20 protein-coding genes and 1 pseudogene are annotated in these 25,971 nt (G+C 56.9%); 10 read left to right on the plus strand and 11 right to left on the minus strand.

Annotation, left to right across the window (positions count from 1 at the left end; translation table 11 throughout):
• Positions 1–115: 115 nt before the first annotated feature.
• Positions 116–1,072, plus strand: a complete 957-nt coding sequence (locus tag PSEMAI1_RS0111190) for an IS30 family transposase (RefSeq protein WP_024300950.1) — start codon at positions 116–118, stop codon at positions 1,070–1,072.
• 136 nt (positions 1,073–1,208) lie between these two features.
• Here PSEMAI1_RS0111190 and PSEMAI1_RS0111195 read toward each other — a convergent pair whose 3' ends face one another.
• Positions 1,209–2,093 carry a dihydrodipicolinate synthase family protein gene (locus PSEMAI1_RS0111195; protein ID WP_024302963.1) on the minus strand — a complete coding sequence of 295 codons (885 nt, stop codon included), beginning with the start codon at positions 2,091–2,093 and terminating at the stop codon, positions 1,209–1,211.
• Between the two features lie 987 nt (positions 2,094–3,080).
• On the opposite strand from PSEMAI1_RS0111195, the gene PSEMAI1_RS21300 reads away from it, so the two are divergent.
• The 5 genes and pseudogenes from PSEMAI1_RS21300 to PSEMAI1_RS22180 all read left to right on the plus strand — a co-directional run.
• Entirely contained in the window at positions 3,081–5,075 is a 1,995-nt protein-coding gene (locus tag PSEMAI1_RS21300; protein WP_084612676.1) for a sigma-54-dependent Fis family transcriptional regulator, read from the plus strand.
• A gap of 96 nt (positions 5,076–5,171) precedes the next feature.
• Positions 5,172–5,900, plus strand: a complete 729-nt coding sequence (locus tag PSEMAI1_RS21305; protein ID WP_084612677.1) for a pyridoxine 5'-phosphate synthase — start codon at positions 5,172–5,174, stop codon at positions 5,898–5,900.
• Positions 5,901–5,967: 67 nt separating this feature from the next.
• On the plus strand, positions 5,968–6,675 hold the full coding sequence (locus tag PSEMAI1_RS21310) for an AzlC family ABC transporter permease (RefSeq protein WP_084612678.1): 708 nt from the start codon (positions 5,968–5,970) through the stop codon (positions 6,673–6,675).
• Positions 6,672–6,989, plus strand: a complete 318-nt coding sequence (locus PSEMAI1_RS21315; protein WP_084612679.1) for an AzlD domain-containing protein — start codon at positions 6,672–6,674, stop codon at positions 6,987–6,989. Before PSEMAI1_RS21310 ends, PSEMAI1_RS21315 begins: the two co-directional genes overlap by 4 nt.
• Before the next feature lie 68 nt (positions 6,990–7,057).
• Positions 7,058–7,458, plus strand: a pseudogene (locus PSEMAI1_RS22180) (IS481 family transposase); the annotation flags it as partial.
• A 234-nt stretch (positions 7,459–7,692) separates the two neighbouring features.
• On the opposite strand, the gene PSEMAI1_RS0111210 reads toward PSEMAI1_RS22180, so the two are convergent.
• From PSEMAI1_RS0111210 to PSEMAI1_RS0111245, 8 genes are all read right to left on the minus strand, one after another.
• Entirely contained in the window at positions 7,693–8,850 is a 1,158-nt protein-coding gene (locus PSEMAI1_RS0111210) for an FAD-binding oxidoreductase (protein ID WP_024302965.1), read from the minus strand.
• A gap of 136 nt (positions 8,851–8,986) precedes the next feature.
• Positions 8,987–10,270, minus strand: a complete 1,284-nt coding sequence (locus PSEMAI1_RS0111215) for an FAD-binding oxidoreductase (protein WP_198019604.1) — start codon at positions 10,268–10,270, stop codon at positions 8,987–8,989.
• Between the two features lie 364 nt (positions 10,271–10,634).
• Positions 10,635–11,348 (minus strand): ABC transporter ATP-binding protein, encoded by a 714-nt coding sequence (locus tag PSEMAI1_RS0111220; protein WP_024302054.1) that lies wholly within the window; start codon positions 11,346–11,348, stop codon positions 10,635–10,637.
• Positions 11,345–12,115: an ABC transporter ATP-binding protein gene (locus tag PSEMAI1_RS0111225; RefSeq protein ID WP_024302967.1), complete on the minus strand. Its 771-nt coding sequence runs from the start codon at positions 12,113–12,115 to the stop codon at positions 11,345–11,347. Before PSEMAI1_RS0111225 ends, PSEMAI1_RS0111220 begins: the two co-directional genes overlap by 4 nt.
• A gap of 3 nt (positions 12,116–12,118) precedes the next feature.
• Positions 12,119–13,204 carry an ABC transporter ATP-binding protein gene (locus tag PSEMAI1_RS0111230; protein WP_024302968.1) on the minus strand — a complete coding sequence of 362 codons (1,086 nt, stop codon included), beginning with the start codon at positions 13,202–13,204 and terminating at the stop codon, positions 12,119–12,121.
• A gap of 19 nt (positions 13,205–13,223) precedes the next feature.
• Positions 13,224–14,153: a branched-chain amino acid ABC transporter permease gene (locus PSEMAI1_RS0111235; protein ID WP_024302969.1), complete on the minus strand. Its 930-nt coding sequence runs from the start codon at positions 14,151–14,153 to the stop codon at positions 13,224–13,226.
• Between the two features lie 150 nt (positions 14,154–14,303).
• Positions 14,304–17,921 (minus strand): trifunctional transcriptional regulator/proline dehydrogenase/L-glutamate gamma-semialdehyde dehydrogenase, encoded by a 3,618-nt coding sequence (putA, locus tag PSEMAI1_RS0111240; RefSeq protein WP_024302970.1) that lies wholly within the window; start codon positions 17,919–17,921, stop codon positions 14,304–14,306.
• 563 nt (positions 17,922–18,484) lie between these two features.
• Positions 18,485–18,928: a hypothetical protein gene (locus PSEMAI1_RS0111245; RefSeq protein ID WP_024302971.1), complete on the minus strand. Its 444-nt coding sequence runs from the start codon at positions 18,926–18,928 to the stop codon at positions 18,485–18,487.
• A 247-nt stretch (positions 18,929–19,175) separates the two neighbouring features.
• On the opposite strand from PSEMAI1_RS0111245, the gene PSEMAI1_RS0111250 reads away from it, so the two are divergent.
• From PSEMAI1_RS0111250 to PSEMAI1_RS20900, 3 genes are all read left to right on the plus strand, one after another.
• A complete protein-coding gene (locus tag PSEMAI1_RS0111250; protein WP_024302972.1) occupies positions 19,176–19,826 on the plus strand; it encodes a HugZ family protein in 651 nt (216 codons plus the stop codon).
• Positions 19,827–20,210: 384 nt separating this feature from the next.
• Positions 20,211–21,080: a hypothetical protein gene (locus PSEMAI1_RS0111255; RefSeq protein WP_024302973.1), complete on the plus strand. Its 870-nt coding sequence runs from the start codon at positions 20,211–20,213 to the stop codon at positions 21,078–21,080.
• Positions 21,081–21,574: 494 nt separating this feature from the next.
• Complete coding sequence (locus PSEMAI1_RS20900; RefSeq protein WP_156943125.1) at positions 21,575–22,336, plus strand: hypothetical protein; 762 nt, start codon at positions 21,575–21,577, stop codon at positions 22,334–22,336.
• Between the two features lie 96 nt (positions 22,337–22,432).
• Here PSEMAI1_RS20900 and PSEMAI1_RS0111270 read toward each other — a convergent pair whose 3' ends face one another.
• Entirely contained in the window at positions 22,433–22,663 is a 231-nt protein-coding gene (locus PSEMAI1_RS0111270) for a hypothetical protein (protein WP_024302976.1), read from the minus strand.
• A gap of 580 nt (positions 22,664–23,243) precedes the next feature.
• On the opposite strand from PSEMAI1_RS0111270, the gene PSEMAI1_RS0111280 reads away from it, so the two are divergent.
• On the plus strand, positions 23,244–24,545 hold the full coding sequence (locus PSEMAI1_RS0111280) for a Fic family protein (RefSeq protein WP_024302978.1): 1,302 nt from the start codon (positions 23,244–23,246) through the stop codon (positions 24,543–24,545).
• Here PSEMAI1_RS0111280 and PSEMAI1_RS22505 read toward each other — a convergent pair.
• Positions 24,445–25,563 carry an integrase domain-containing protein gene (locus tag PSEMAI1_RS22505; RefSeq protein WP_084612680.1) on the minus strand — a complete coding sequence of 373 codons (1,119 nt, stop codon included), beginning with the start codon at positions 25,561–25,563 and terminating at the stop codon, positions 24,445–24,447. The genes PSEMAI1_RS0111280 and PSEMAI1_RS22505 overlap by 101 nt on opposite strands.
• Positions 25,564–25,971: the final 408 nt, after the last annotated feature.

Genomic DNA, 25,971 nt, shown 5'->3' on the forward strand with positions numbered 1-25,971 from the left:
AGGGAAAACCACGGCGGATTCAGGGAGTAAGTGCAACGGCAGGCAGGTCTGGAGGAAGGGGGTGAGATGAGGTAAATTCCCCCGCTCTTTGACCGGCCAGTCAGGAGCACAAGGAATGAAATACCGCCATCTCACCGAGGGTGAACGATACCAGATCCAGGCATTGAGTGCCGAGGGTTTTGGCCCTACGGCCATCGGCCAGCGCATTGGTCGCTGTAAAAGCGTGATCAGCCGAGAGCTGCGGCGCCATCGCCTGCGCGGCCGTTACCATGCCAGCGATGCCCAGCGCAGCTATCGCCAGCGCCTGCAAGCCAAGGGCAAATTGCGGCAGCCATGGGGGCCGGTATTCGACGAGATCGCCGTCCCGTTGCTGAGGGAGGGCTGGAGTCCTGAACAAATCAGCGGCGTGTTCAAAGGTAGTGACTATGCAGTCAGCCATGAATGGATTTACCAGCGGGTCCTGCAGAACAAGCGCCAAGGCGGTGATGTCTACAAAGCGCTGCGCTGCCAGAAAGAACGCAGAAAGCGCTACGGCAAGCCGGAGCGTCGCGGTCAGATAGCCAACCGCCGGCCGATTACGGAGCGTCCCGCCGAAGTTGAGGCGCGCAGCCGGGTCGGTGATTGGGAGGCTGACACGATGATCGGAGCCGGGAACAAGGGTGCCATCGTGACACTGGTTGAGCGCAAGACCGGCTACGCCAAGCTGATGCTGGTGCCAAACAAGGAAGCGGCGGGCGTCACGAAGGCGATTGTCCAAGCGCTCCGTCCACACCAGAAACAGGTGCTGACGCTGACGTTCGACAACGGCAAGGAGTTTGCTGGCCACCAGACGGTTGCCAAGCGGTTGAAAGCAGATTGCTTTTTTGCCGACCCGTACAGTTCTTGGCAGCGCGGCTGCAACGAAAACCTGAACGGGCTCATCCGGCAATACTTCCCAAAGGGGACTGACTTCAGGAGGATTACTCGGGCTGCGCTGGTCAAAGTGGAAAGAAAGTTGAATGACCGTCCCAGGAAACGGCTGGACTGGAAGACGCCAAGGATGCTGTTCGAAGGAAGCAAATCACTGAATTGATTTACCTATTGACTGTTGCACTTACTTTTTGAACTCGCGCACTCTAAAAACAAAGTAATTTACCAATCCCGGAAAAGGGATAAGCCATCATGCAATTTTGGTGATTGAGTAATATCCCTCTAGCCGTCACCCAAAATCAATAAAGCTTCACGTCAGCCAGAATTGCATCAATAGCCGACTTCTCGGCTGGCGACAGTGGCAGTCGTGGCCGGCGGCAGTAGCCACCCGTAAGGCCAATTTTATCCATGGCGTATTTCGTTGCCTGAATAAATTTGGAAGTATTCTCAAAATACCTTGCCAGCGGGCGATAATTCCGAGAAAGTTCGCGCGCCTTTTCTGTCTCACCGACCTCTACCAGATCCAGAAGATCTCTAACCATGCGGGGAGCGATGTTGCCACCGAGACACACCCAGCCTCTTGCTCCGGCATTAAATGCCTCATAGTACATATCTTCGTAGCCACAGAACGGGGTGAGAGAACCATCTAGTTCATCTACGATTCTAGAGATCCGCTTCACATCGTTTGAAGATTCTTTAATTGCAACAATATTTGGATGCTCGCTAAGCTTCTTAACAAGATCAAACGACATATCAATGCCATTGCTGCCCGGATTGTTATAAAGCATGATTTTAACGTTGGTATTATCAGCAACGTCTTGATAATACGTATACAACTCATCCGCGTTAAGACCAAGGCCAGGATGCGACAGCAGCAGCACACCTACACCACCGTTGTCACCGACATGATTAGTCAGTTCGATAACCTGCTTAGTTGTGGTTGCAATGGTGCCCGCCATCAACGGACAACGACTGTCTAGTCGTTTTGCCGCAAACTCGAACAGTTGTTTTCGCTCGTCAACGGTCATTGCGCTGTACTCACCAAGAGTCCCTGCAACGACAACACCGTAACCACCATTGTCCGCGTAATAATCGAGGTTATTGCCAAAACCTTCGAAATCAATCGCACCATCTTCTTTGAAAGGGGTTGCTACAACGGTGTATACCCCACGCAATTCATCCATAACTCTTCCCTTTAGTAAGTAAACGCAATTTCTATGCATTGGCACAGCCTGCCGTACCACCTAGAGCAAGGCCCGTGCCAGACTGCTCACGCACTTTTGGAGGCTCTTTTGAGGCTGCAACCCCAGGAATACGCGATTTTTTTGCGTTGTAATTACTATTGGCCACCCTATGCGTATCAATTTGATACACATTAAGCGCAACTCAAAACCACCAAGGAAGGCTTTTTCTTTCAAATGTGTAGCAAATTTAGACACGCCCTGAGCAAAACTACCTATGTGTCTCAATTTGCTACACCACGAGAGGCCCTTGGGCTATCCTGAAGTGAGCAGAAGCCGTTTGCGGCTTCTACAGGCTCGTTAGGTTGAGCTACCTAACAGATACCTCGCCACGAGACAGCATCAAGGTTGAGGTGTACCGACAGAACCAAGATGTAGTAGGGGTCAACTATCAGTCGTTGGATCGAAGCCTAATGCCGCCCCAGCGGCGTCAGCAAGAGCGCGATGGGGGATCACCATTCCTCCCTCTACTGTTGGATAGCGAGTTTGGGGGACTGACTGGCATCGGATCTCATCCACGGATGCGGCGAGTGGAATGCTGCCCGGCAGCAGGCTCTTGCTGATTGCCAAGCTTTGAAGATCGTTGTGCTCATGGTAAGCAACTCCATGCTCACGCAAGACCTGCTCACCACTGAGATTTCTCACTCCAATTTGGTGACCTGGCATGGCATTTGCGAGTAACCGTATCGCCACCACTTGCTCGTAACACTCTTGGTCTTACGCCGATCTCTAACGCGAATGGCCAGCGAGGGAAAACAAACATGTAGATTCGAGCAATGACCATAATAGGAAGCTGATATCAAAGCCCATTATGAATTGTGGTGAATCATTTTCGATGACATTGATCACATCACGCAGGCACAAAACTGCTTCATTGCACAAATCTACTCAGCGCTGTCCTGAGAGTAAAATTTTGCATCGGAGATTATTATGATTTTAGGAGATGTTCAAGCCGTCCACACTAGACAACTCTGGGAACACTTTATTGCCGGCAAGCCTATAAACTCAGAATCGTTACCTGACTATGTTTATCGCTCATGGGAAACCTGTCGAGACAATGGCGTCAACCCGCGTCAGACCTTGGAGGCACATACACTTTCTAAAGTTGAAATTGACAAGCTATTGAAATTAAATAATGAGTTGATTGAGATTTCAAGACCAGTACTAGAAATGATTTTATTTTCGACCAATGACGCCAAATTCATTGTCATGCTTACATCTCAAGAGGGTGTCATTTTGTACGTCACTGGTGATCTCGAGAGCTTAAGTGTGCAGGAAAATTATTACAACAAGCCAGGAGTATATTGCGAAAAGAAATTTTTCAGTGCTAGAGCGACCACATTGTCACTTATAGAAAAGCGGCCTATTTCTTTGTGTGGAAGCGAGCACTATCTTGAAGTTTTCCACAATTCACTTTGCTACGCAGCACCAATATTTGATCATGATGGCAATGTTATAGCTTGCATTTCCCTTGCAACTTCATTGAATAACTACAACAAGAAAACACTGTCAATGGTTGCTGCTGCGGCAGAGAATATTACCTTACAGCTACAACGACAACACTTATACGAATCAAAAAAATACCTCAGCTCATTGGTTTACTCCATTTGTGAATCTCTACCTGATGGAGTGATTGCCCTAAACAAAGCTAATGCAATCACATACGTAAATCACACTGCGGAAGACATATTTAGGTCCACATCAACTGAATTAGTAGGGAAGAACATTACTGAAATTATCGACAACAGCAGCATTCTTGAGCTTTCTTCACTAATTGAATCAAAGAAGAAAAACATCATGTCGTTGTCACTCAAAAATAACGCCGAGAGCAAATGGCTCTGTCGAGCCCAGCCACTAAACGATGCAAACAATACCACCATTGGCGTTACACTTTTCCTAGCATCAGAGAAGCAAATTGTGCAAGGTCTAACTCAAGTTGGCGGCAATAGAGCCCACTACAGGCTTGAAGACATTAAAGGACAATCACCTGAATTAGAAAAATGTCTTCAGCTAGCAAAAAAAATTGCTAACAAAGCAAGTCGTGTTTTGATAACGGGAGAAAGTGGAACTGGCAAGGAACTATTTGCCCAAGGAATTCATAATGCAGGTCCTCGGCGAGCCCAACCATTTGTCGCAATCTCGTGCGCCTCTATTCCTCGTGACTTGATCGAGGCAGAGCTTTTTGGATATGTAGCAGGCGCTTTTACAGGAGCAAACAAAAATGGCGCCATGGGCAAATTTGAATTGGCGCACAATGGCACATTATTTCTTGACGAGATTGGTAGCTTGCCAATGGAGGCACAAGGAAAACTTTTACGCGCACTTCAACAGAACGAGATTATTAGAATTGGTGGCAAAGTACCGATTCCAGTTAATGTAAATGTAATTTCCGCCAACAACGTTGACCTGCATGAGCTGGTCAAAATGCGTGTCTTCCGAGAAGATTTATTATACCGCCTAAATAGTATAGAAATATATATACCTCCATTGCGAGACAGAAAAGGAGACACCGAGTATCTAATTCGATATTTTGTCGAAAGTCTCTGTAAAGTACAAAATAGACAGGTAGAAATTTCTGCCGGATGGATGGAAAGCATGCTACGCCATTATTGGCGTGGAAATGTTCGTGAATTAGAGCATGCCTGTGAAACAGCAATGATTTTGTGCGATGAAAACATATTGACAAAACGTCATCTACCACAATCGGTTAGATGTACCCCTGAAGATGAAACACATGAAATCATAAAAAAGGAGTACGAATCTCTTGACGAAAATTTTAAAAAATGGCTCCTTCAAGCGATTGAGACCCATAACGGAAATCTTTCTGAAATCGCCAAGATCAATAAAATATCCCGAAGTACATTACATAGGAAGATAAAAGAGCTCAATATTGATGTAAAGTCTTTTCGGGCAAAATCAACATAATACATCTTTAGGCTGTAATCAGTGAGAAATACACGTATAGGCATAAATTAAATAACAGCCAACCCATATCAAACCCCAAACCATCTAAAGATTGACATGACTAAACTTTCGGTAAATATCAACAAGATTGCTCTTCTTAGAAACTCAAGAGGACGCAATTTTCCAGACGTTAATAACTTCGCAACGCGCTGTCTAGACTTAGGTGCACACGGAATTACTCTCCACCCTCGTCAAGATCAGAGGCATGCACTTTATCAAGACGTAGAAGCCCTACAATCACTTTGCATATCCCGCAGTGCAGAATTAAATGTTGAGGGATTCCCTTCTGCCGAATTTTTGGAAATTATTCAAAAAACACGCCCTGCACAGTGCACTTTGGTGCCTGACCTCCCTGGCCAACTCACTTCTGATCATGGTTGGAATCTTCGTGAGCATGGTTCATTTTTACGACCCATCCTTGCAAATTTGAAATTTTTAGGAATTAGAACAAGTCTTTTTGTTGACTTTGACAATCCTGACATCGGTTATGCAAAAGCGCTTGGAGCTGATCGCATTGAGCTATATACAGAGCCTTACGCCTTAGCCTTCGGCACTTCGAGGGAACATGAAATCCTAGAGGGATTTAAGGCAGCCGCACTACATGCTAAAAATGTTGGCCTTGGTATAAATGCAGGACATGACCTCAATCTCGTCAACCTCCCAAATTTTTTAAAAATACCAAGCATCTCTGAAGTATCAATTGGCCATGCACTGATTGTTGAATGCCTAGAACATGGAATTGCGAACATACTGGATCGTTACATCAAAATTTTCGCAGATTATTAATTATCTGAAATATTTTTGCTTCTAGTAATCTTATGCTTCAATTTTTTATTCATGCTGACACATATATATGAACGAACCATTTAAGACAGGACTAAAAGAAGGATTCCATCACTACCTTCCGTTTTCAGTTGGACTTATTCCTTGGGGCCTAGCGGCAGGAGTTGCAATGCGTAGTGCAGGCTTCTCACTCACTGAAACTATGGGGATGAATATCATTGTATTTGGTGGAACGGCTCAACTTGGAACCTTACCCCTTATTATTAGTGGCACTCCGTTATGGCTTATTGTCGTTACCGCACTGATACTTAATCTGCGGTTCGTTGTTTTTAGTGCAACTCTTGCCCCAGCCTTCAGTGGAACAGGGCGTCTCCAGCGCTGGTTGTCCAGTTACCTTCTAAGTGACGGTGTTACTGCTTCGTGTGCAAGCCGATTGTTGACTGAGCAAAATTCTCACTGGCGTTTTGGCTATTACCTTGGCCCATCCTTGTGGAATTGGTGGGTTTGGCAGGCAAGCACTCTAATAGGAGCCCTTGCGACAAACCTGATTCCTAAAAATTGGCCATTAGAATTCATGGCTACTACAGCACTCTTGGCACTTCTCATTCCATTGATCCGCCAGAAGCCCATGCTGCTTGCAGCCATTATAGGAGGGAGTGCCTCCGTTGTACTTCACGACCTGCCTCTTCGATTAGGATTTATCATCGCAATTATTACTGGGATAGTAACAGGAACACTATCTGAGAACTGGCTAATTGCTAAGGACCACAAAAAGTGACTGACAAACTATTTCTTTGGCTGACATTCATTCTTATTGGAGCTGCGACTCTTTTACCTCGCAGTAGCTTTATTGTCGTAGGCCATAAGGCTCAACTACCCCCTAAATTCCAGAAAGCTCTGCGCTACGCCCCAGCTGCAGCTATAGCGGCCCTCGTAGCTCCGGATATCTTAATGGTTGACGGTAACTTTGTAATGATGAATCCTAAGTTCTTCGCCTCTGTAGCAGCCGTTTTCTCAATAATTTTCTTAAGAAATCCTTGGCTACCTTTTGTGGCAGGAATTGGTGTGCTGACAGGAATAAAGTTTCTTTAAAAATTTATGGCCATAGACTCCATCTTCTTAGAATCGGATTCGTGAGAACGTGCTGATATGAGGTGTATCTGCGCAATGACTGGGTGCTGCCGTTCTTCGCCGAATAAGAGATGGGCGTGCTGCGAATCCTAATCGATCGTGGCAACGAGTTTTGTGGCAAGCAGGAAACTTACGATGATCAGCTGTATTAGGCTGTTAACGCCATCGAGCACAGCAAGGCCAAGACGCGGTATCCGGGCATCTGCAAGTGCTTACACAAAACGATCCTGTAGGGGTTTTAACAGGTGGCGTTTCGCAAGAAGCTGCATCTGATGCTCGACGAGCTACAGGCCGATCTGGATGCCTGCTCACCTACTACAATAATGAACGAACCCACCAAGGAAAGATGTGCTGCGGCCGAACGCCATTGCAGCCCTTTATCGAAGGAAAATCGGAAGGAGGGAAAGGTCGACAAGCTGAACGGGCCTGACAATCGAGCGCTATCAAAATGGAAGCGGTCAGATCAAGTCTGAACTTCTACAGATAAAACACCCTAGTCGATTTTCAACGCGCTCCCAAACACACCACATTAACCGCTACGCAGGAGTCCTGCGGACTCCGTGCTATAAATCCCCGCCATTAATGGCGGGGATTTCCGAGCTAACTGGTTCCGCTTGTGACAAGCTTCTCAACTTGGCCATCTGCGCGCCAGACCATTATCCGATCAGATGATGCCGCGCTCTCTGTATGGTTGATCGCGCTGTACTCGTTCGTAACCAAAGCGCTCCAGGTCCAGCGTCTCGAACCGGCCTTTCTGGATCAGTTCGGCCACCGCCAGGCCCGTGGCCGGTGCGTGCATCAGACCGTGGCCAGAGAAGCCCGCCGCGACGATGAAGTTCTCGCGATGGCCCGACCACTTGCCGATAATGGCATTGCCATCGAAATCGCACTGCTCGTACAGGCCGGACCAGGACTTGGTCAGTTCGAGGCGCCCCATACCGGGAAAGCGCCACTGTACAGCCGGCCGCACCGCATGCTCGAACCAGTCGTTATCCAACGCCTGCGAAAATCCGCGAGGAACCTTGGTGTCGACCAATCCGCCTGAAAAGCCCCCCCCTGCCGAGCGGATCGCGAGCCCTTTCAAATCCTTCACATAAGGCATGTCCTGATGTGACGTTTCCGCGGTAAAGACATGCTCGAAACGGCGCATGGGATTAACCGGCAGTGGCATGCCGATCATTTGGCTGATCTGCTGCGCCCACGGCCCCGCCGCGTTGACAAAGTACTCTGCCTGCAGCTTGTCGCCGGAACGAAGACGTGCAGCCGTCACGCGCTGCCCCTGTTCTTCAAACCCAACGACTTCGTCCGAGACAAACTGGACGCCAGCGTCACGCGCTCGCTGCACGATCACCGCAAGAAACTTCTGAGCGTCGAACCAGCCATCGTCGGGGGAATAGACGGCAGCCCCCAAATCGTCGACTCGCAGCAGGGGAAAGCGCTCTTGGATCTGCTCTGGCATCAGCAATTCCGCGTTTACCCCCATGCGGTGCTGAACCTCGAGGTTCGATTCGAGCAAGCGGATGCCTTCAGGCGGAACGATGAACAAGTAGCCTTTGGCACGCCAATCGATTTTGGCCAAGTCGTCGCTCGCTTGCGCATCCAGATCCTGAAAGAACTGGATACTGTAGTCAGACATCGCGATGTTTTCGGGGCAACAAAACAGGCGCCGCGAGCCACCTGACCCTGCTGTGGCGGAAGACGAAAACCCACCCAACAGAGCAGGATCGACCACCGTAATCCGAAGTTCCGGGTCCAGCCGCTTGCAAAACAAAGCAATGCAGGAACCCACGGCTCCAGCGCCCACGATTACCACATCGTTCATTCGTTTTCCTTTTTAACTCGACACCCGCGTCCCGTGCGCGGTGCGTATGTGACTCTGTAGGCCATCTGCGCTAGACGCGCTCGAAAGACCGGCGGCTAACCCCGGCCTTTCATGCTCAAACGCCAGACTGGCTTTCTTAAAGAATGCCTACTTCACTGTACGGCTGATTGGCCTCCACCCGTTCGTATCCCAGCTTCGTCAGATCGATGGTTTGGAACGAGCCGTGCACGATCAGCTCGGCGATACCGCGGCCGGCTGCCGGCGAATGCATCATGCCGTGGCCGGAGAAGCCCGCTGCGGTGTAAAGGTTCTTCAGACGAGAATTCCACGCGCCGATGACCGGATTGCCATCGAGCTCGTTCACCTCATACAGACCGGACCAGGTTCGATGACACTTCGCCGACTCCAAAGGCGGGAAGCGATGCGCCACTGCCGGCCAAACCACGTTTTCGAAGTAGTCGTGGTCCACATCGAAGTTGAAGCCACGACGCTCGTTACCGTCCACGAGACCACCCGAAAAACCGTTGCCTTCGGACCGGAACGCCAGGCGGCTAAGGTCCTTCACGTACGGCAAATGCTCGATGGGCTCTCCACACGTGAAGTAATGTTCGAAGCGGCGCATCGGGACAATGGGCAGTTCCATGCCGAACATCTTCGCGATCAGGCCGGACCATGCGCCACCACAGTTGACGAACGCTTCGGCATCAAGCCGCATACCACTCTCCAGGATGACGCTCTTTGCGCGGCTGGCCGTGACTTCTGCATCGACGACCTTATCCTTGAGATAGACAGCGCCCAGTTCGATCGCCTTGCGACGGAATCCCCAGAGCAAGCCATTCGGATCGCACCAACCATCCTCGGGTGTATGCGCACCGGCTCCCAGGTCCTCGACGTTGATCGAAGGGAAACGTTCTTTCAGTTCGCTCGGCGTCAGCAAATCGACATGACAACCATGCGCACGCTGGATGGCGACATTGCTTTCCAGCATCGAAACCTTCTCCGGCGGAACCAGGAAGAGGTAGCCACCTTGCACCCAATCGACCGGCGCAGGGCGGCCGTTTGCGGTCATGGTCTGCTCGAAATTTTTGATGAAATCGATACTGTAAAGCGACATCTCAATGTTCTCCGGGCAGGAGAACTGGACTCGACAGCCGCCTGAGGAACGAAGAGCCGAGGCAAATTCATAGGTCGGGTCAGGCTCGACAACGCACACACGCGTCTCGGGAGCCTGCACCAGAATGTTGTAGGCCACGCTAGAGCCAAGAATCCCACCGCCGATAACAACAACATCGTAGTTTTGAGTTTGCGAATTTGTCATAGCTAATACCCCAGATGAATATTCGAAGAGTTCCTTCGTTAACAGGTTCCCTGTAACGGGCTTGAGGAAATCCCAGCCTGAACCGAACGAGAGGATATTCATGGATTACCGCCCCTTCGATGTCGTCACAAGCATGGCCCCACAATCGGATTTTAGTATACGATTTTTCAACAAAGAATACCACACACAACAACTATAGCCGAAGCCTTCCTAAGATCTGCGGCCTCCAGCTGTTGGCACGAGCTGATGCATTTCCGTGATGGGCTAATGATCAGCGAGATACCGCAACGTGCCGGTACGTACCGAACATCACCAAGAATGGTGACGAGAACAGGAAATTGTTCCCGCAATGCCAAGATGATGCTGTTGACCATGTGTACTACACGCTCAGCATCCTAAAAAAAACCCCGGAATGCTGACCTGCACCCCGGGGCAAACAGAGGAACCTCCCGACCAATTTCCTTACTTACCCACCCAAATAAGCATTCCTCACCCGCTCGTCGTTCAGCAGATCACGCGCCGGGCCGCTCATCGTGATGCGCCCGCTCTCCATCACGTAGCCGCGCTGGCTGATCTCCAGCGCCAGCTTGGCGTTCTGCTCCACCAGCAGCATCGTCACGCCCTGCGCCGAGATCATCTGGATGATCTCGAAGATCTTCTGCACGATGATCGGCGCCAGGCCCATCGACGGTTCGTCCAGCAGCAGCAGCTTCGGCTTGGACAGGATCGCCCGGCCCATCGCCACCATCTGCTGTTCGCCGCCCGACAGCGTGCCGGCCAGCTGCTTGAAGCGTTCCTTCAGGCGCGGGAACAGCTCGTAGACGTGTTCCAGCTCGTTCTGGATCGCCGCCTTGTCGTCGCGGTAGAACGCACCCATCAGCAGGTTTTCTTCGACCGTCAGCTTGGCGAAGATGCCGCGCCCTTCCGGCACCATGGCCAGGCCGTGGCGCACGAAGTTGTGCGCCGGGATGTGGGCGGTTTCCTTGCCGTCGTAGACGATGCTGCCGCCGGACTTCTTCTCCATGCCGACCAGGGTGCGCAGCGTCGAGGTCTTGCCGGCGCCGTTGGCGCCGATCAGCGTGACCAGTTCGCCTTGTTCGATGTGCAGGTCGATGCCTTTCACGGCATGGATGCCGCCGTACGACACTTGCAGGTTTTTGACTTCCAACAGTCGACTCATGCGTGGGCCGCTCCCAGGTAGGCTTCAATCACTTTCGGGTCTTTGCGCACCACTTCCGGCACGCCTTCGGCGATCTTCTTGCCGTAGTCGAGTACGGCGATGCGGTCGCACAGGCCCATCATCAGCTTGACGTCGTGTTCGATCAGCAGCACGGTGACGCCGTCCTTGCGGATCTTTTCCATCAGCGCCTTGAGGTCTTCGGTTTCGCTCGGGTTCATGCCGGCGGCCGGTTCGTCGAGGGCGAGGAGCTTGGGTTCGGTGGCCAAGGCGCGGGCGATCTCCAGGCGGCGCTGGTGGCCGTAGGAGAGGTTGCGGGCGCGCTCGTAGGCGACGTCGGTGATGCCGACGTAGGCCAGCAGTTCCCAGGCTTTTTCTTCGATGGCCTTCTCTTCGGCCATGGTCTTCTTGTCGCGCAGGATGGCGCCCAGGGCGTTGGCCTTGGAGCGGATGTGGCGCCCGACCATGACGTTTTCCAGGGCGGTCATCTCGGCGAACAGGCGGATGTTCTGGAAGGTCCGGGCGATGCCGGTTTCCACCACGATGTGCGGCTTGGCACGGAACAGGTCCTGGCCGTCGAAGGTGAAGCTGCCTTCGTCCGGCTGGTAGAGCCCGGTGAGCACGTTGAACAGCGTGGTCTTGCCGGCGCCGTTGGGGCCGATCAGGCCGTAGATCTCACCCTTGTTGATGGTCAGGGCGACGTTGTTGAGGGCATGCAGGCCGCCAAAGCGCTTGTTGATGCCGTCGATTTTGAGCAGGGCGTGGGCCATGGCTTAACCTTTCTTGGCGTCGTCGAATTCGGCCTTGCGGCGCTTGGAGGGCCACATGCCTTCCGGACGCAGCAGCATCATCACCACCAGGGCGAGGCCGAACAGCAGCATGCGGGCATTCTCGGGGTCGATCAGCATGCGGCCGAAGGTTTTCATTTGCAGCGGGCCGATGACGTCGCGCAGGATTTCCGGCGCCACGGTGAGCACCACCGCACCCAGGATCACGCCCGGGATGTGGCCCATGCCGCCCAGCACGATCATCGCCAGGATCATCACCGATTCGAGCAGGCCGAACGATTCCGGCGAGATGAAGCCCTGGAACGAGGCGAACAGGCCGCCGGCGACGCCGCCGGACAGCGCGCCCAGCGCGAAGGCGAGCAGCTTGATGTTGCGGATGTTGAGGCCCATCGCGGCGGCGGCGATCGAGTCTTCGCGCATCGCGACCCAGGCGCGGCCGATGCGGGAGTGCTGCAGGCGCCAGGCCATGATCACCACCAGCACGGTGAGCGCCAGGAAGAAGTAGTAGTAGAGGTAGACGCTGTTGAAGGTGTGGCCGGCGATCTCCAGCGGCTTGCCGAACGACAGCCCGGCGACCTTGACCGGGTCGATCAGGTTGATGCCTTGCGGGCCGTTGGTGATGTTGACCGGCGCGTTCAGGTTGTTCATGAAGATGCGCACGATCTCGCCGAAGCCCAGCGTCACGATCGCCAGGTAGTCGCCCTTCAGCCGCAGCACCGGGGTGCCGAGCAGCACGCCGAAGAACGCCGCCACCAGCGCCCCCAAGGGGATGGTGATGTAGAACGGCAGGTGGATGTCGAAGTGCGGCGAGCCCAGCAGCGCGAAGGTGTAGGCGCCGACGGCGTAGAAGGCGATGAAGCCCAGGTCCAGCAGGCCGGCGAAGCCGACCACGATGTTGAGGCCCAGCGCCAGCATCACGTAGAGCAGCGCGAAGTCGACGATGCGCAGCCAGGAGTTGCCCAGCAGGCCGCCGATGAGGAAGGGCAGCACCGCGAGGGCGACGGCGGAGGCGAGGAACAGGCCGACTTTCTTGGGGCTGGCTTGCTTGTTCATTTCGAGTGCCATGGTCATGGTGGTTGTTCTCCTTCGCTCAGGCACGGTCGGCCATTTTTTCGCCCAACAGGCCGGACGGACGGAAGATCAGCACCAGGATCAGCACCATGAAGGCGAAGATGTCCTGGTAGTGGCTGCCGAGGAAGCCGCCGGTCAGGGTGCCGATGTAGCCGGCGCCGAGGCTTTCGATGATGCCGAGCAGGATGCCGCCGGCCACTGCGCCGCCGAGGTTGCCGATGCCGCCCAGTACCGCCGCGGTAAAGGCCTTCAGGCCGATCAGGAAGCCCATGTAGTAGTGGGCCTGGTCGTAGTTGGTGGCGACCATGACGCCGGCGATGGCGCCCAGCGCGGAGCCCAGCATGAAGGTGGTGGAGATGATGGTGTTGACGTTGACGCCCATCAGCGAGGCCACGCCCGGGTTCTGGCTGGTGGCGCGCATGGCGCGGCCGAGCTTGGTCTTCTCGACCATGATCAACAGGCCGGCCATGATGGCCAGGCACAGCACGATGATGATCAGCTGCAGCTCGGTGATGCTGGCACCGAACAGTTCGATGGTGTCATGGCTCAGGATGGACGGGAACGGGATGTAGTTGCGGCCCCAGATCAGGATGGCGACCTGCTGCAGCACGATGGACAGGCCGATGGCGGTGATCAGCGGCGCCAGACGCGGGGCGTTGCGCAGCGGCCGGTAGGCGACGCGCTCGATGGTGAAGCCGAGCAGCGCGCAGGCCGGGATGGCGATCAAGAGACCGATCAGCACCAGGGCCGGTCCGGGCAGGCCGAGGCCGGCGCCCATCAGGGAGGTGACGACGGTGATGGTGACCATAGCCCCCATCATGACGACTTCGCCATGGGCGAAGTTGATCAGCCCCATGATCCCGTACACCATGGTGTAGCCCAGCGCGATCAGCGCGTAGATGCTACCCAGGACGAGTCCGTTGAGGATCTGTTGAATAAAAATGTTCACGGTGGGAGTTCTCTTTACGACGAGAGCAAAGCCTTGAAGTTGGCAGACTATGCGGGCCAAGCATCAAGCAAGGACATGATTTAAGACATCAGCAAATAATGTTGCAGGTCAGGGGGCATTGCTCTAATGCTGCCCCCCAAGCAAGCCCGATCAGCCTCCCATACTCATCAGGCTGGCATTTCCTCCCGCGGCCGTGGTATTTACGCTAACGGCACGTTCCACCACCAACCGGTGCAGATTGATGTCGTCCGAGTCGGCCGCCAGCAGCTGGATCAGCGCCCCGTCGCGCGCGGCCAGACGGCGCTGCAGCTGATCCGCTGCATCCGCCTTGCCGGCAAACAGCACGCCAGCGACATCGGCTTCCACTACATCACGGCTCAGCTCGACGTAACCATTCAGCTTCCCGGCCAGCTTGCGCGTGCTCTCACTCTCCTCCAGCACCGCGCGGTTGCCGGTGGCGAACACCGCGATCAACTGCCGCAGCAGGCCTTCGGTCGACGACGCCACGCAGCCGATCTTGCCACGCGGCGCAAACAGCAGCGAGTTGTTCTCGCCGGTCGGCCCCGGCAGCTCCACCCCATGCGCCAGTGGCGTGTGCCGGCTCGCCTCGCCCAGTGCCTGACGCAGGCGAGACTGGGTCGACGCATCCAACCCGAATCCACCCAGCTCGGCGTCGAGCTTCTGCAGCGCCGGCAATTTGGCCGACTGCGGGGTCAGCTTCAGCGCCGGCTGCCACTTGGCGCGGGTCAGGCGGTACAGGTAGAACGGACCGCCGGCCTTAGGTCCGGTGCCGGACTTGCCCTCGCCGCCGAACGGCTGCACCCCGACCACGGCGCCGACGATGTTGCGGTTGACGTAGACGTTGCCCACCTTGATGCGCGACACGATGCGCTCGATGGTCTCGTCGATACGGCTGTGGATGCCGTGGGTCAGGCCATAGCCGGTGCTATTGATCTCGTCCACCACGCGGTCGATGTCGGATGCCTCGAAACGCAGCACGTGCAGCACCGGGCCGAACACCTCGCGGGTCAGATCCTTCAGGCTGTCGATCTCGAACATGGTCGGCGGCACGAAGGTGCCCTGGCCGGCGTTTTCGGGCAGCTTGGCCTGATAGGTCCAGCGCGCCCGCGCCTTCATCTTGTCGATATGCGCCAGCAGATTCTGCTGCGCCTCGGCGTCGATCACCGGTCCGACGTCGGTGGTGAGCTGAGCCGGATTGCCCACGGTCAGCTCATCCATCGCCCCCTTGATCATGCGGATCACCTTGTCGGCGATGTCGCTCTGCAGGTAGAGCACGCGCAGCGCCGAGCAGCGCTGGCCGGCCGAATCGAAGGCCGAGGACAGCACATCGGCCACCACCTGTTCCGGCAGCGCCGAGCTGTCGACGATCATCGCGTTCTGGCCACCGGTCTCCGCCACCAGCGGCACCTCGCCACCGCGCTGCGCCAGCGTACGGTGGATGATCTGCGCCACTTCGGTCGATCCGGTGAAGATCACGCCCTGGATACGCGGATCGCGCGTCAGCGCGGCGCCGACCACTTCGCCGCGGCCCGGCAGCAATTGCAGCACGTCGCGCGGCACACCGGCCTCGTGGAACAGGCGCACGGCAAAAGCGGCAATCAGGCTGGTCTGCTCGGCCGGCTTGGCCAGTACCGGGTTACCGGCGGCCAGGGAGGCACTCACCTCGCCGGTGAAGATCGCCAGCGGGAAGTTCCACGGGCTGATGCACACCACCGGCCCCAGCGGCGCATGGCTGGCATTGTCAAACTCGGCACGGATCTGCGCGGCGTAATAGCGGCAGAAATCGACCGCCTCGCGCACTTCGGCGATAGCGTTGGTCAAGGTCTTGCCGGCCTCGCGCACCGCCAGGCCCATCAGCGCCGGCATATTGTCTTCCATCAGCGTCGCCATGCGCTCGAGGCAGGCGGCGCGCTCGGCCACCGGCGTTTCAGCCCAGCGTGCCGCGGCGCTTTCCGCCAGATCCAGCGCACGCGCCACATCGGCCTCGGTCGCTTCATACACCTGACCGACGATATCGTTGCGGTCGGCCGGATTGCGCACTGGCTGCGGTTCGGCCGTGGTCACCTCGCCGTCGCCCAGCAGCGGGCAGGTCTGCCAGTACTGCTTTTCAGATTCCATCAGCCCCAGTTGCAGGGTCGCGAGCACCTGCTCGTTGGACAGGTCCAGGCCACGCGAATTGGCGCGCTCGGCACCGTACAGCTCCAGCGGCAGCGGAATCTTGGCGTGCGGCTGGCCGCCGTGACGCGCGGCCTCCGCCACCGGATCCTGCACCAGTTCGTCGATCGACACCGATTCATCGACGATACGGTTGACGAAGGACGAGTTGGCGCCGTTCTCCAGCAGACGGCGCACCAGGTAGGCCAGCAGCGTTTCGTGCGAGCCGACCGGTGCGTAGATACGGCAGGCCCGGCCCAGGTTGGCCGAACCGACCACCTGGTCGTACAAGGTCTCGCCCATGCCGTGCAGGCACTGGAACTCGTAATCCTTGTCGCCGGCCAGCGTGTGAATGGCCGACAGGCTGTAAGCATTGTGCGTGGCGAACTGCGGATAGATCGCGTCCTGGGCCGACAGCAGCTTCTTGGCGCATGCCAGGTAGGACACGTCGGTGTACACCTTGCGCGTGTACACCGGGTAGCCCGGCAAGCCATCCACCTGGGCACGCTTGATCTCGGCGTCCCAGTAGGCACCCTTCACCAGACGCACCATGAAACGATGCTTGGTGCGGCGCGCCAGATCGATCAGGAAGTCGATCACGTAAGGACAGCGCTTCTGGTAGGCCTGTACCACGATGCCGATACCTTCGAAACCAGCCAGGTCCGGATCGTTGGCCAAGGCCTCGACCAGGTCCATCGAGATTTCCAGGCGGTCAGCCTCCTCGGCATCGATGTTCAAACCGATATTGTATTCTTTGGCCAGCAGGAACAGCTGCTTCAGGCGCGGCAGCAGCTCGCCCATCATGCGCTCATGCTTGGCACGGGCGTAGCGCGGATGGATGGCGGACAGCTTCACCGAGATGCCCGGCCCCTGGTAGACGCCACGGCCGTTGGACGCCTTGCCGATGGCGTGGATCGCCATCACGTAGTCGTCGAAGTAGCGCTGCGCGTCCTCCTCGGTCATCGCCGCCTCGCCCAGCATGTCGTAGCTGAAACGGTAGCCGCGCGACTCGCGCTCGACGCCGTTGTCCAGCGCCTCGCCGATGGTCTCACCGGTCACGAACTGCTTGCCCAGCATGCGCATCGCCATGTCCACGCCCTTGCGGATCAGCGGCTCGCCGCCCTTGGCGATCAGTTTGGTCATCGCCGCCGACAGGCCCTTGGCGCTGTGCGAAGCCACCAGCTTGCCGGTCACCAGCAAACCCCAGGCCGCGGCGTTGACGAACAGCGAAGAACTGTTGCCGAGGTGCGCACTCCAGTCCCCTTTGCTGATCTTGTCGCGAATCAGGCGATCGGCCGTCTCGCGATCGGGAATGCGCAGCAGCGCCTCTGCCAGGCACATCAGGGCGATCCCCTCCTGGCTCGACAGCGAGAATTCGTGCATCAAGGCATCCACCCCACTAGCCCGGGTCCGCTCCTTGCGAACGCGCGACACCAGACGACGCGCCAAATCCTGAGCGGTACGTACCTCCGCCTCGCTCATCGCCGCCTGCGGCAGCAAGGCTTGGACACACTCCCGTTCATCGCGGCGGTAGACTGCCGTTATCGCATCCCTGAGTGGCGACTGGGTATGGGCAAACACCTCGAATTGCATCTTGAGCTCCTGCGCTATTAATCTGCTTTGTTCGACAAATTCTACTTGCCAATAGTATACGAATTTTTCTATGCGTATAAGAAAATTAAGCAGAATCGTAACGAATGACGCTACAGGAGTTAGTCAGCAGTAGGTAGATCTTCGCCTTATCGCCGACACGAAGCATCGCTTCCCAGTCTGTCCGCGCCAGAGCTCAACCTTGCACCCCGCCTTCAGCGGGCTTTCTCCCAGCTCGAAGCGGCCAGCGGCGCAAGATCATTGGGACAGACCATGGGCGCTGGTTACTATCTTGCGCATCCTCTTCGCAGCGAATACAGAGAGAAGCTAAGCCCATTTCTGCCATGGTTGCTTGCGGCGACCAAGACATCTTAGTTGTGAGTCGACAGCAGATGTCTTGGGGCTGGAGCGCAGTCTAGCTGGTCCGTCTAAGAAAAACTGGCCATGGTGCAAGAGAGCCTCGAGCTAGGGCAAACGGCGCCAGGCATAGTTACTGCGCCGGGAGCGGGAAGCGTTTCCATCAATTCACTCCCCGGGAGATAGCCAGGGACCAACCGCGCAGAGAATCACTCGTGCAGGTCGGGATGTCGGGTCACCAGCAGCCAGACCGCATGCTGGATCACCTCCTCCGGCGTCTCGGCAAGAAAGCGGCAGCGCCGGAGAAAGGCGCTCAGGGTGACTCGCCCTTCTTCCGGGCATTCTGGGAACGCGACTTCGATACTGTCATGGCGGGGGACAGGGGGATATGACCGTATCTCGAAACCATAGGCGGCCGCCAGCGCCTTCAGACCGCGGAGGCCGGATGGCATAGCGGCGTGTCGGATCCGGTTGTCGGCGATCGGAAACAGTTTTCCATTATCGTCGCACAACCCCGCAAAATACTGGCAGATGGCCTGGTGCAAGGCGGCCTGCGGATCGAGCTCATGCTCGGCACAATAGGCCTGGAAGGTGGCTAACGAAACGGCAAGATGGCCGTCTTCACCGGGATAGTCAAAGCGAATACGTGGCATGGCTCACCTCTTTCCAGGACGCTGGACGGTATGGTGCGCGAGCCCTTCGCCCCGCTAGATTGGGCTCACGCCGAATGCTGCCCCATGAGCGATGCCGAATCTGTAGCAGGTTAGCAGGAAGGCCATCTCCATGCGTAAGCAAAGAGCACTAGCGTTCACCATGTGATCTTGAGAAAGCATAGCAGGGTCGCCATCTCCCTCAATGGCAACCTCCCTCACCGAGCCCACTGCTTATTGGAATTCACGTATGCAAATCCCGATCGAGTCCGTTCTTACCCTGCTGCACGAGACCAGGTTCGGCACGTTGGCCACTCACTCGACTCAGCTACCGGGCTACCCTTACGCCACCGCGGTGCCGTATGTGATGGACGAAAACCATCGACCGGTGATCTGTATCAGCGCCCTGGCGGAGCACACCAAGAATGTGCTCGCCGACCCGAGGGTGAGCTTCTCGGTAGTGCAAGCCGGGGCAACGGAGGTTCAGGCTGCCGCCCGGGTCACCCTCATCGCCGACGCGGAACGGCTCGAGGCTCTGCCAGAATGGCTGGCCCGCTTTCTCCGTTATGAGCCGGGTGTCGAACAGCTCCTGTCCCTTGACTTCCTGTTCTTCAGATTAATGCCCCAACGCGTCCGCTTCATTGCAGGTATCGGTCGCATGGGCTGGCTGGAGGAGCACGAGTGGAGCGCACTCTGCCCACTACCGGCGGCCGACGAGGTGAAACTGGTGCAAGTGCTGTCCCCTGCCGTGAGGGCCGGCGTTCGCGTGCTCGGGATCGACTGCTACGGGATCGACTATGAATTCAATGGACACCGGCAACGGCAGCGGTTTCCGAATGGCACGTTGCCAGCGGAAACGGTGAGAAAAGCCGCGCGGAGCATGGCCCCGAATCTCGTGTGACGTGAGGGGTCTTGCCCGCTCTCCCGAGAGCTGGCCGAGCAGGGTGCGTCCTTCTGAGCTTTGCCTATGCACTGTGCGGACTACCCTGCTCTACCCGCATCACAAGACCGGTCATTCCCGCCGCGCCATCACCGGGGAGTGAGACGGTTCTTCCCCGATTTTTGTCTCCCCTCACCGCCCCCGCCTCTTGAAATCGAAGTCTTCTGCGCTAGCCTGATGTCGACGGTTGGCCCACGGGTCCACCGCGCCAGCCAGTGACCGGCCAGGAGCCTCGTCCACAGAAACGGTGGATAAGTCTGTGCATAGCCCTCTCCTGTCGGTCCCGCTCGCTGGCCACTCCTTGATCGGGCCATACTGCCCATAAAATAGGCGAAGGGGATAATCATGCATCATGACCTGCTCATCCACTGTCTGGTTAATAACGACCAGGACCGTATCGATAACCTGCTGCAGCGCCATCCTGATGTCGCGCAGGCGCTCGACGACGTTCTGACCACCGTCGACCTCAGCCCGGTGACGGCACCGGCGCACTGGCTCACCCCCCTCTACGTCCCGGTGGTGGTGCTGTCGCGCCACAGCCTGTCGCCCGCCCCCTTGCCGGTCGACGCCTTGACGGAGCACCTGGCAGGGCTGACCGGCAGGGCCAGCATCCTCGTGGCGCCCACACTGCTCACGCTCCCCCGCCTCATCGATTACAGTCCGTGTGAGCATTACGGGCTGGCCGCCCAGTTCGCCTTCAATCAACTCCTGGGGGAAGATGGACCCTACCCCAATGAACTGCGCCACTACGTCGGACACGAAGGGTATCTGCGCCAGGCCGAAGGGTTGCTGCTGGCCGGGGTGATGGGCCCGGACCGGGACACGGCCAGCGTCGTCCTGCACCCGACCGCCGAGGGCCTGCTGGATCTGGCGCGGCTGCTCAGCTTGCACTTCAGCGAGGAAGGCCAACCCAGCCCGCGGGTCTACGTCGGCATCCCGAGCCTGTATAGTGACTTCCGCCGCCATGCCCTGAACCTGCAGGCGTACACCTCGATCGAGCAGCTAGTGGCTCACCACCCCGATGAGACGATCGACATCCGGCCACTGCCGGGCCCGTCCCAAGCCAACCCGATTACCTGCCAGGTCTCGGTCGGGGGACAGCCCACCACGCGCATTACCGTATTGCGGGAGGGCTGGAGCGATTTCACCCGCTCGCTCAGTCAGTGCCAGCATCGTTATGAGGAGGCGGATATCCAACTGACCGCACCGGTCTGAGGCGGCAGTGAGCCCGGAGTCATCAGGTGGGCCGGCCCGGCCGGCCTCCCGATGGCAGAGCCCGCCACCACGGCTTGTTTCCAGGCCTGGCGGGCGGGCGATTACCGTCGGGCGTGTCCACCAGGAGAGTCGAGTGATGTCCAGAATGACCGCGAAAACCTCGAAAGCCTCGAAAGCCTCGTCACGCGCTCCCACCCGGCGGCGGTTCCTCGGGGAGTTCATCGGTGCCGTGCGGGAAGGGCCGAGACTTTACTTCGCCCCGCTCATTGGGGCGATCCGGGCCATCCGGCGCGAATGGCTCAACACTGGCCGGGAATAAGGGCTCCTTCTCCCCGCCCTGCTCCCGGCGGCCCGACACTGTTGCTGCTCCCGTCATACCCTTCCGCCGGGCGCCGGCCAGAGCTCGCTTTCCCCGCCGCTTGCCCTCTCCAGCACTTGAAATCGCCGCGTCATCCCGTAGGCTTGATTGACCTACTTCACTGGCGAGGTTGCTCATGAACTATCTCCATGTCCACGCGGTACTGCAGGAACCGACCCAATGCCGGGTAGGCTATTCCTGTCGTCGGGACGGTTTGAGCGGGGTGATCGAGGTGACCTGGCCGCGCGCGGCGAGTGACGGCACGCTGGTGGCCGAACTGGTGGCGTTGCGTTACCTGTTGTCGGTCGCCGGCGTGGCGGGCCGTGAGCGCCAGGGCGGGGCCGGGCTGCAGCTGACGGTCAGCCATGGCGCGATTCGCAAGCTGCAGCGCCAGTCCTCGGCCAAGCAGATGCTGGCGCACTACGCCCAATTCCTGCAGACGCGTTATCGGGATGCCGGGATCGGGGTAGCAAAGCAGCCCTCCTGGGCCACGGAGATGGCACGACTGGAGCCGTCCCTCATCCTGCCGGCCCAGCCGGTGCTGGAGACGCTGGCAACCCCACTCGGGGCTGTGGCCCTGACACAGCATGCCCTGGAGCGTTTCATTGAGCGCGGCACTCGCCCCGGCTGCAACGCCAGCCAGGCCTATATCTCGTTGCAGCGGCTGGCGGCCTCCGCCGAGTGTCGGGAAGTGGTGCCGGTGCCGAGCCAGCAGCGGGCTTGGGAGGCCCGGCATGGCCAGCGCGCCCGCTTCCTGCTGCACGATTCCACCCGGCTGTGCCTGGTGATCGGTTCCGGCTACCAGCACCAGCCGACGCTGCTGAGTTGTTACCGGCTGGACGAGGGTGACCGACTGGCGCCGGTCAAGGTCTACCGTGGCGCCTATGCCCCGATCTGATCGAACGAAACCCGGCCAGCCCCGCCCTGCGTTGGCTTGGGGCGGTGTGCCGGCCGGGCACGGTGATGGGTCAGGTGGGTCGGCAAGCCGTATGGCTCAGTGGGCTTCACCGCTGGCCGCCGGCGCCAGCACCGGTTCGGCGCGGTAAATCACGCCCGGATTCAGCAGGCATTCGTCTTGCCGCATCACCAGCCAGCCGCAGTCGGGGTAGCCCGGCGCGGTGCGATGATAGTGATAGCGCAGTCCGAATTGATCCTCGATCCAGCCATAAATCGGACCGTCCTGGAATTGGCCGATCACCGGCCCGAGGTGTTCGATCAGCAGCATGGTCTTGCTCCTTATATTAAGGTGTGTGATGGGGCCCATCTCGGGCCGGTGTTCAGACCTGGAGCGTGGCACGGCCGCGCTCGATGCAAGGAGGCACAAATCTCCTCGCGCGGGTAGTTCAACAGCAACGGCATGACGACCGGGCTGGCGATAGCCAGCAGGGTGATCAACGCCAACAGCTGGGTCATACTGTCCCACTTGTCCCTGGCAGGCTTCCTGTCGATCAACACGAAACCAGCATGTCATAAAAAAGTCGGGTTTCAAGGGGGGGCGGCAGGGTGACGCCAGGCGTTGATCGCAGGCAGTCCCCGGCCACGGAGAGGTGCCGTGCTCGGTGGTCCCGGGCGTGTCGGCGGGACGTCTCCTCGAGGCCAGTGTCGTCGCACATGGCCAGCAGGTAAGCAGTCAGCCCTCAAGACGGCAGGGGCACGGGCGCTCAGAAAGGCCGGTCAGCACTTTGGCCGAAGATCGGTACAAACACCGACAGTAAGATCGGCAAAACTATCTGCCCATTCCTAGATAAGCCACTGAGCTGGTTGCCTTATAATCGGACGAAAGATCGGCAAAAACAGGCACCACAATGGTTGATGTTTACGACGATCCCGTTCAGATGGAGCCGCTCGTCATCGACGACTCCCGCCCCGTCTTCAAAGACCTGCATGGGCTCGCTCACGAGCTGTCAGAGGTGTCCGCGTGCCTCGACGCGGCGGTCATTCCTTCGACGGCAAAAAGCCTCTCTGAACTCGTCGAGGGCCTGAACTGCTACTACAGCAACCTCATTGAAGGCCACATAACGCTCCCCATCGACATCGACCAGGCATTGCACGAGGTCACGGAGAAGGCGGACAGGAAGAATTTGCAGAGCCTTGCGCTGGCTCACATCGAAGCGGATCGCTGGGGCAAACAGCAGTCTCTCGGCAAAGAAACACTCAAGTCATTTCTACTCAACGTCCATCGAACATTTTGCCAGCACCTCCCCGCAGAGCTCTTGCAGCTCGACGACGGCGCCATCATGACGCCTGGCGAGTTCCGCACTTGGGAGGTGCAGGTGGGACGGCACCTCGCGCCCAAAGCCGAGACCCTTGGAAGCTTCATGGACCGGTATCAACAGGTCTATGGGCAACGACTTGATTGGGCCAAGAAGGGGGGTCTACCAAAGCTCACCAGCATGGTATCGACGTTCGCCGCACACCACCGGCTAGCCTGGATTCACCCTTTCCTGGATGGGAATGGCCGCGTCGCACGGAGCACCCTGGACGCGATGCTCCGGGCGTGCGGAGTCAGTGGCGCCAGTTTGTGGTCGATGTCCCGCGGGCTGGCGAAGACCTCGGACCAGTACAAGGCTTACCTGGCCGGTGCCGACGAAGCTCGACATGGCGCTCTGGATGGGCGAGGCAATCTGACCGAAAAGGGGCTGGCCGAGTTCTTCCGATACGGCATGCAAACCGCGATTGACCAGGCGAACTACATGGCGTCGATGTTCTCCCTGGAAAACTTCCAGGCTCGCGCATCGGGATACTTTCGTAAGGTCCGGTACACCGACATGAAGCCAGAAGCCGCCCACTTGTATCTGCATGCGTTCGTGATGGGCGAGTTTGAGCGTGGTGAAGCCAGCCGGATTACCGGCCTAGCCGAAAGAACAGCACGATCCGTACTGAGCGACCTCATCGGCGAGGGTTTCCTGGTGTCTGACTCGCCCAAAGGCAAGGTTCGGGTTGGATTTCCGATCCATGCCCTCGGCTCGCTGCTCCCGAACCTCTACCCCGCCGGCGATGTCGACATCACACCGGAACAGCTTGCCGAGATTCGTCACCGCAAGAAAATCGCAACGAGCAGACCGGCATCGTTTCGGCAACACATCGACAACAAGACCGAGTCCTGATCACCCCGGAAACCTGGTCACTTTTGCACGCTGTTCTACATACCGGGCGTCGGTGCGAACCATAATACGCGGTTGTGATGTAAATTCTAGAGTGGCCGAGTTCTTCTGAGACCTTGTATCTAACCCTTTTCTCTAAGTCCGCAGGTATCTCATCTTTGACCCCACCCCGCACTGGGGTTTTGTATCCCCCGCTAAGTTCTTCGAACCTGTTATTAGCATATTCATGGCGTAGACCATGAGGAGTTACTCCCAATTCCGCCTTGGTGACCCCATGCTTTTCCAGAACATGACGGAAGTGACGGAGGTTTTGCTTCAAGGTTTTGTTTCGGATACCGATGTGGTTGTCACCATTCCCAGCCAGTTCCTTCGCCTTTTTCAAAACCGCACGCTGGCTTTCCGTCTCCACGGGGACAAACCTGATACGACCTCCTTTAGTCCCCCGTTTCAGCATCAAGCTTTTGCCGTCGATACTGATAGAGTCGTTGGGCTTGAACATGGCAGCCTCTTTAACCCTAAGTCCAAATTCGCGAAGCAATTCGAGTTGAATCGCGACTCGTTTATCCTCTTTCTCGATTCTCTGCAACAGTTCCTCAGGATCAATACTGCTCGCTGACCAACTTTTGTCTGTTTCAGCCCGATAAACCCGCTTAATCGATTCCGGATTGCTCACAAGGTCACATAAGGGAGGAATTGTTCCAGGTTTATCGACCCAAACAAGAAACGTACCAAGAACTGAGTGCCGAGTTTGTAGGGTGGATGGACTAAGACCCTGATTTTCCCAGTGTTTAAAGAGAGCCTCTATGTGCCTTTGTCGTAAATTGCGAACACTTTGTAGCTTGTAGCCAAGTTCTCTCAGCTGACGGAACGACTGGAACAGGATATCTGCCCTCTTCTTGATCGTTGCCATACTGACAACCTTATCTTTTCTGGCATGGCCATGGGCATTGGCGTGTATGAGTTGATTCAACTCCTTCTGCCAATCGCCCGGCCTTATATCATATGTGTGAGTGCTGCTCATTTTGTCACCCAACCCATGTCAGTTAATTTCATATTTTTATTCATCACCTGCTGCGGCCAGCAGGGCCCTGCGTCCTTAAAAAAATTCGTCCGGCTTTCCAGGCCCCCTCAATTTGAGGGCCAGCTTGCGCTGGGGCAGATACCCCATTTATCGACCGGCATCAAGTCTCGACCTCGCCAATAATGGCTGAGGTCACTTCTGTGGTTCACGCACGTTCCACCCTGGGGTGGTTACGGTTTCACTCCTGTTGACCCTTGTGGGGGACACACACGGCTGACCGCTTAATTCACGCGGTCGTTAATGCCTCGGAGGTGGACATGGTCCATTGCCGGTGCGCTTAGTCGATGGAGTTCATCGGTAGTTCATGGTGGTTCGTCGAGAGTTTCGACTTGGCAGGCGATTCTTCGT

This window comes from Pseudogulbenkiania sp. MAI-1 (assembly GCF_000527175.1).
In the GTDB taxonomy this organism is placed as follows: Bacteria; Pseudomonadota; Gammaproteobacteria; order Burkholderiales; family Chromobacteriaceae; genus Pseudogulbenkiania.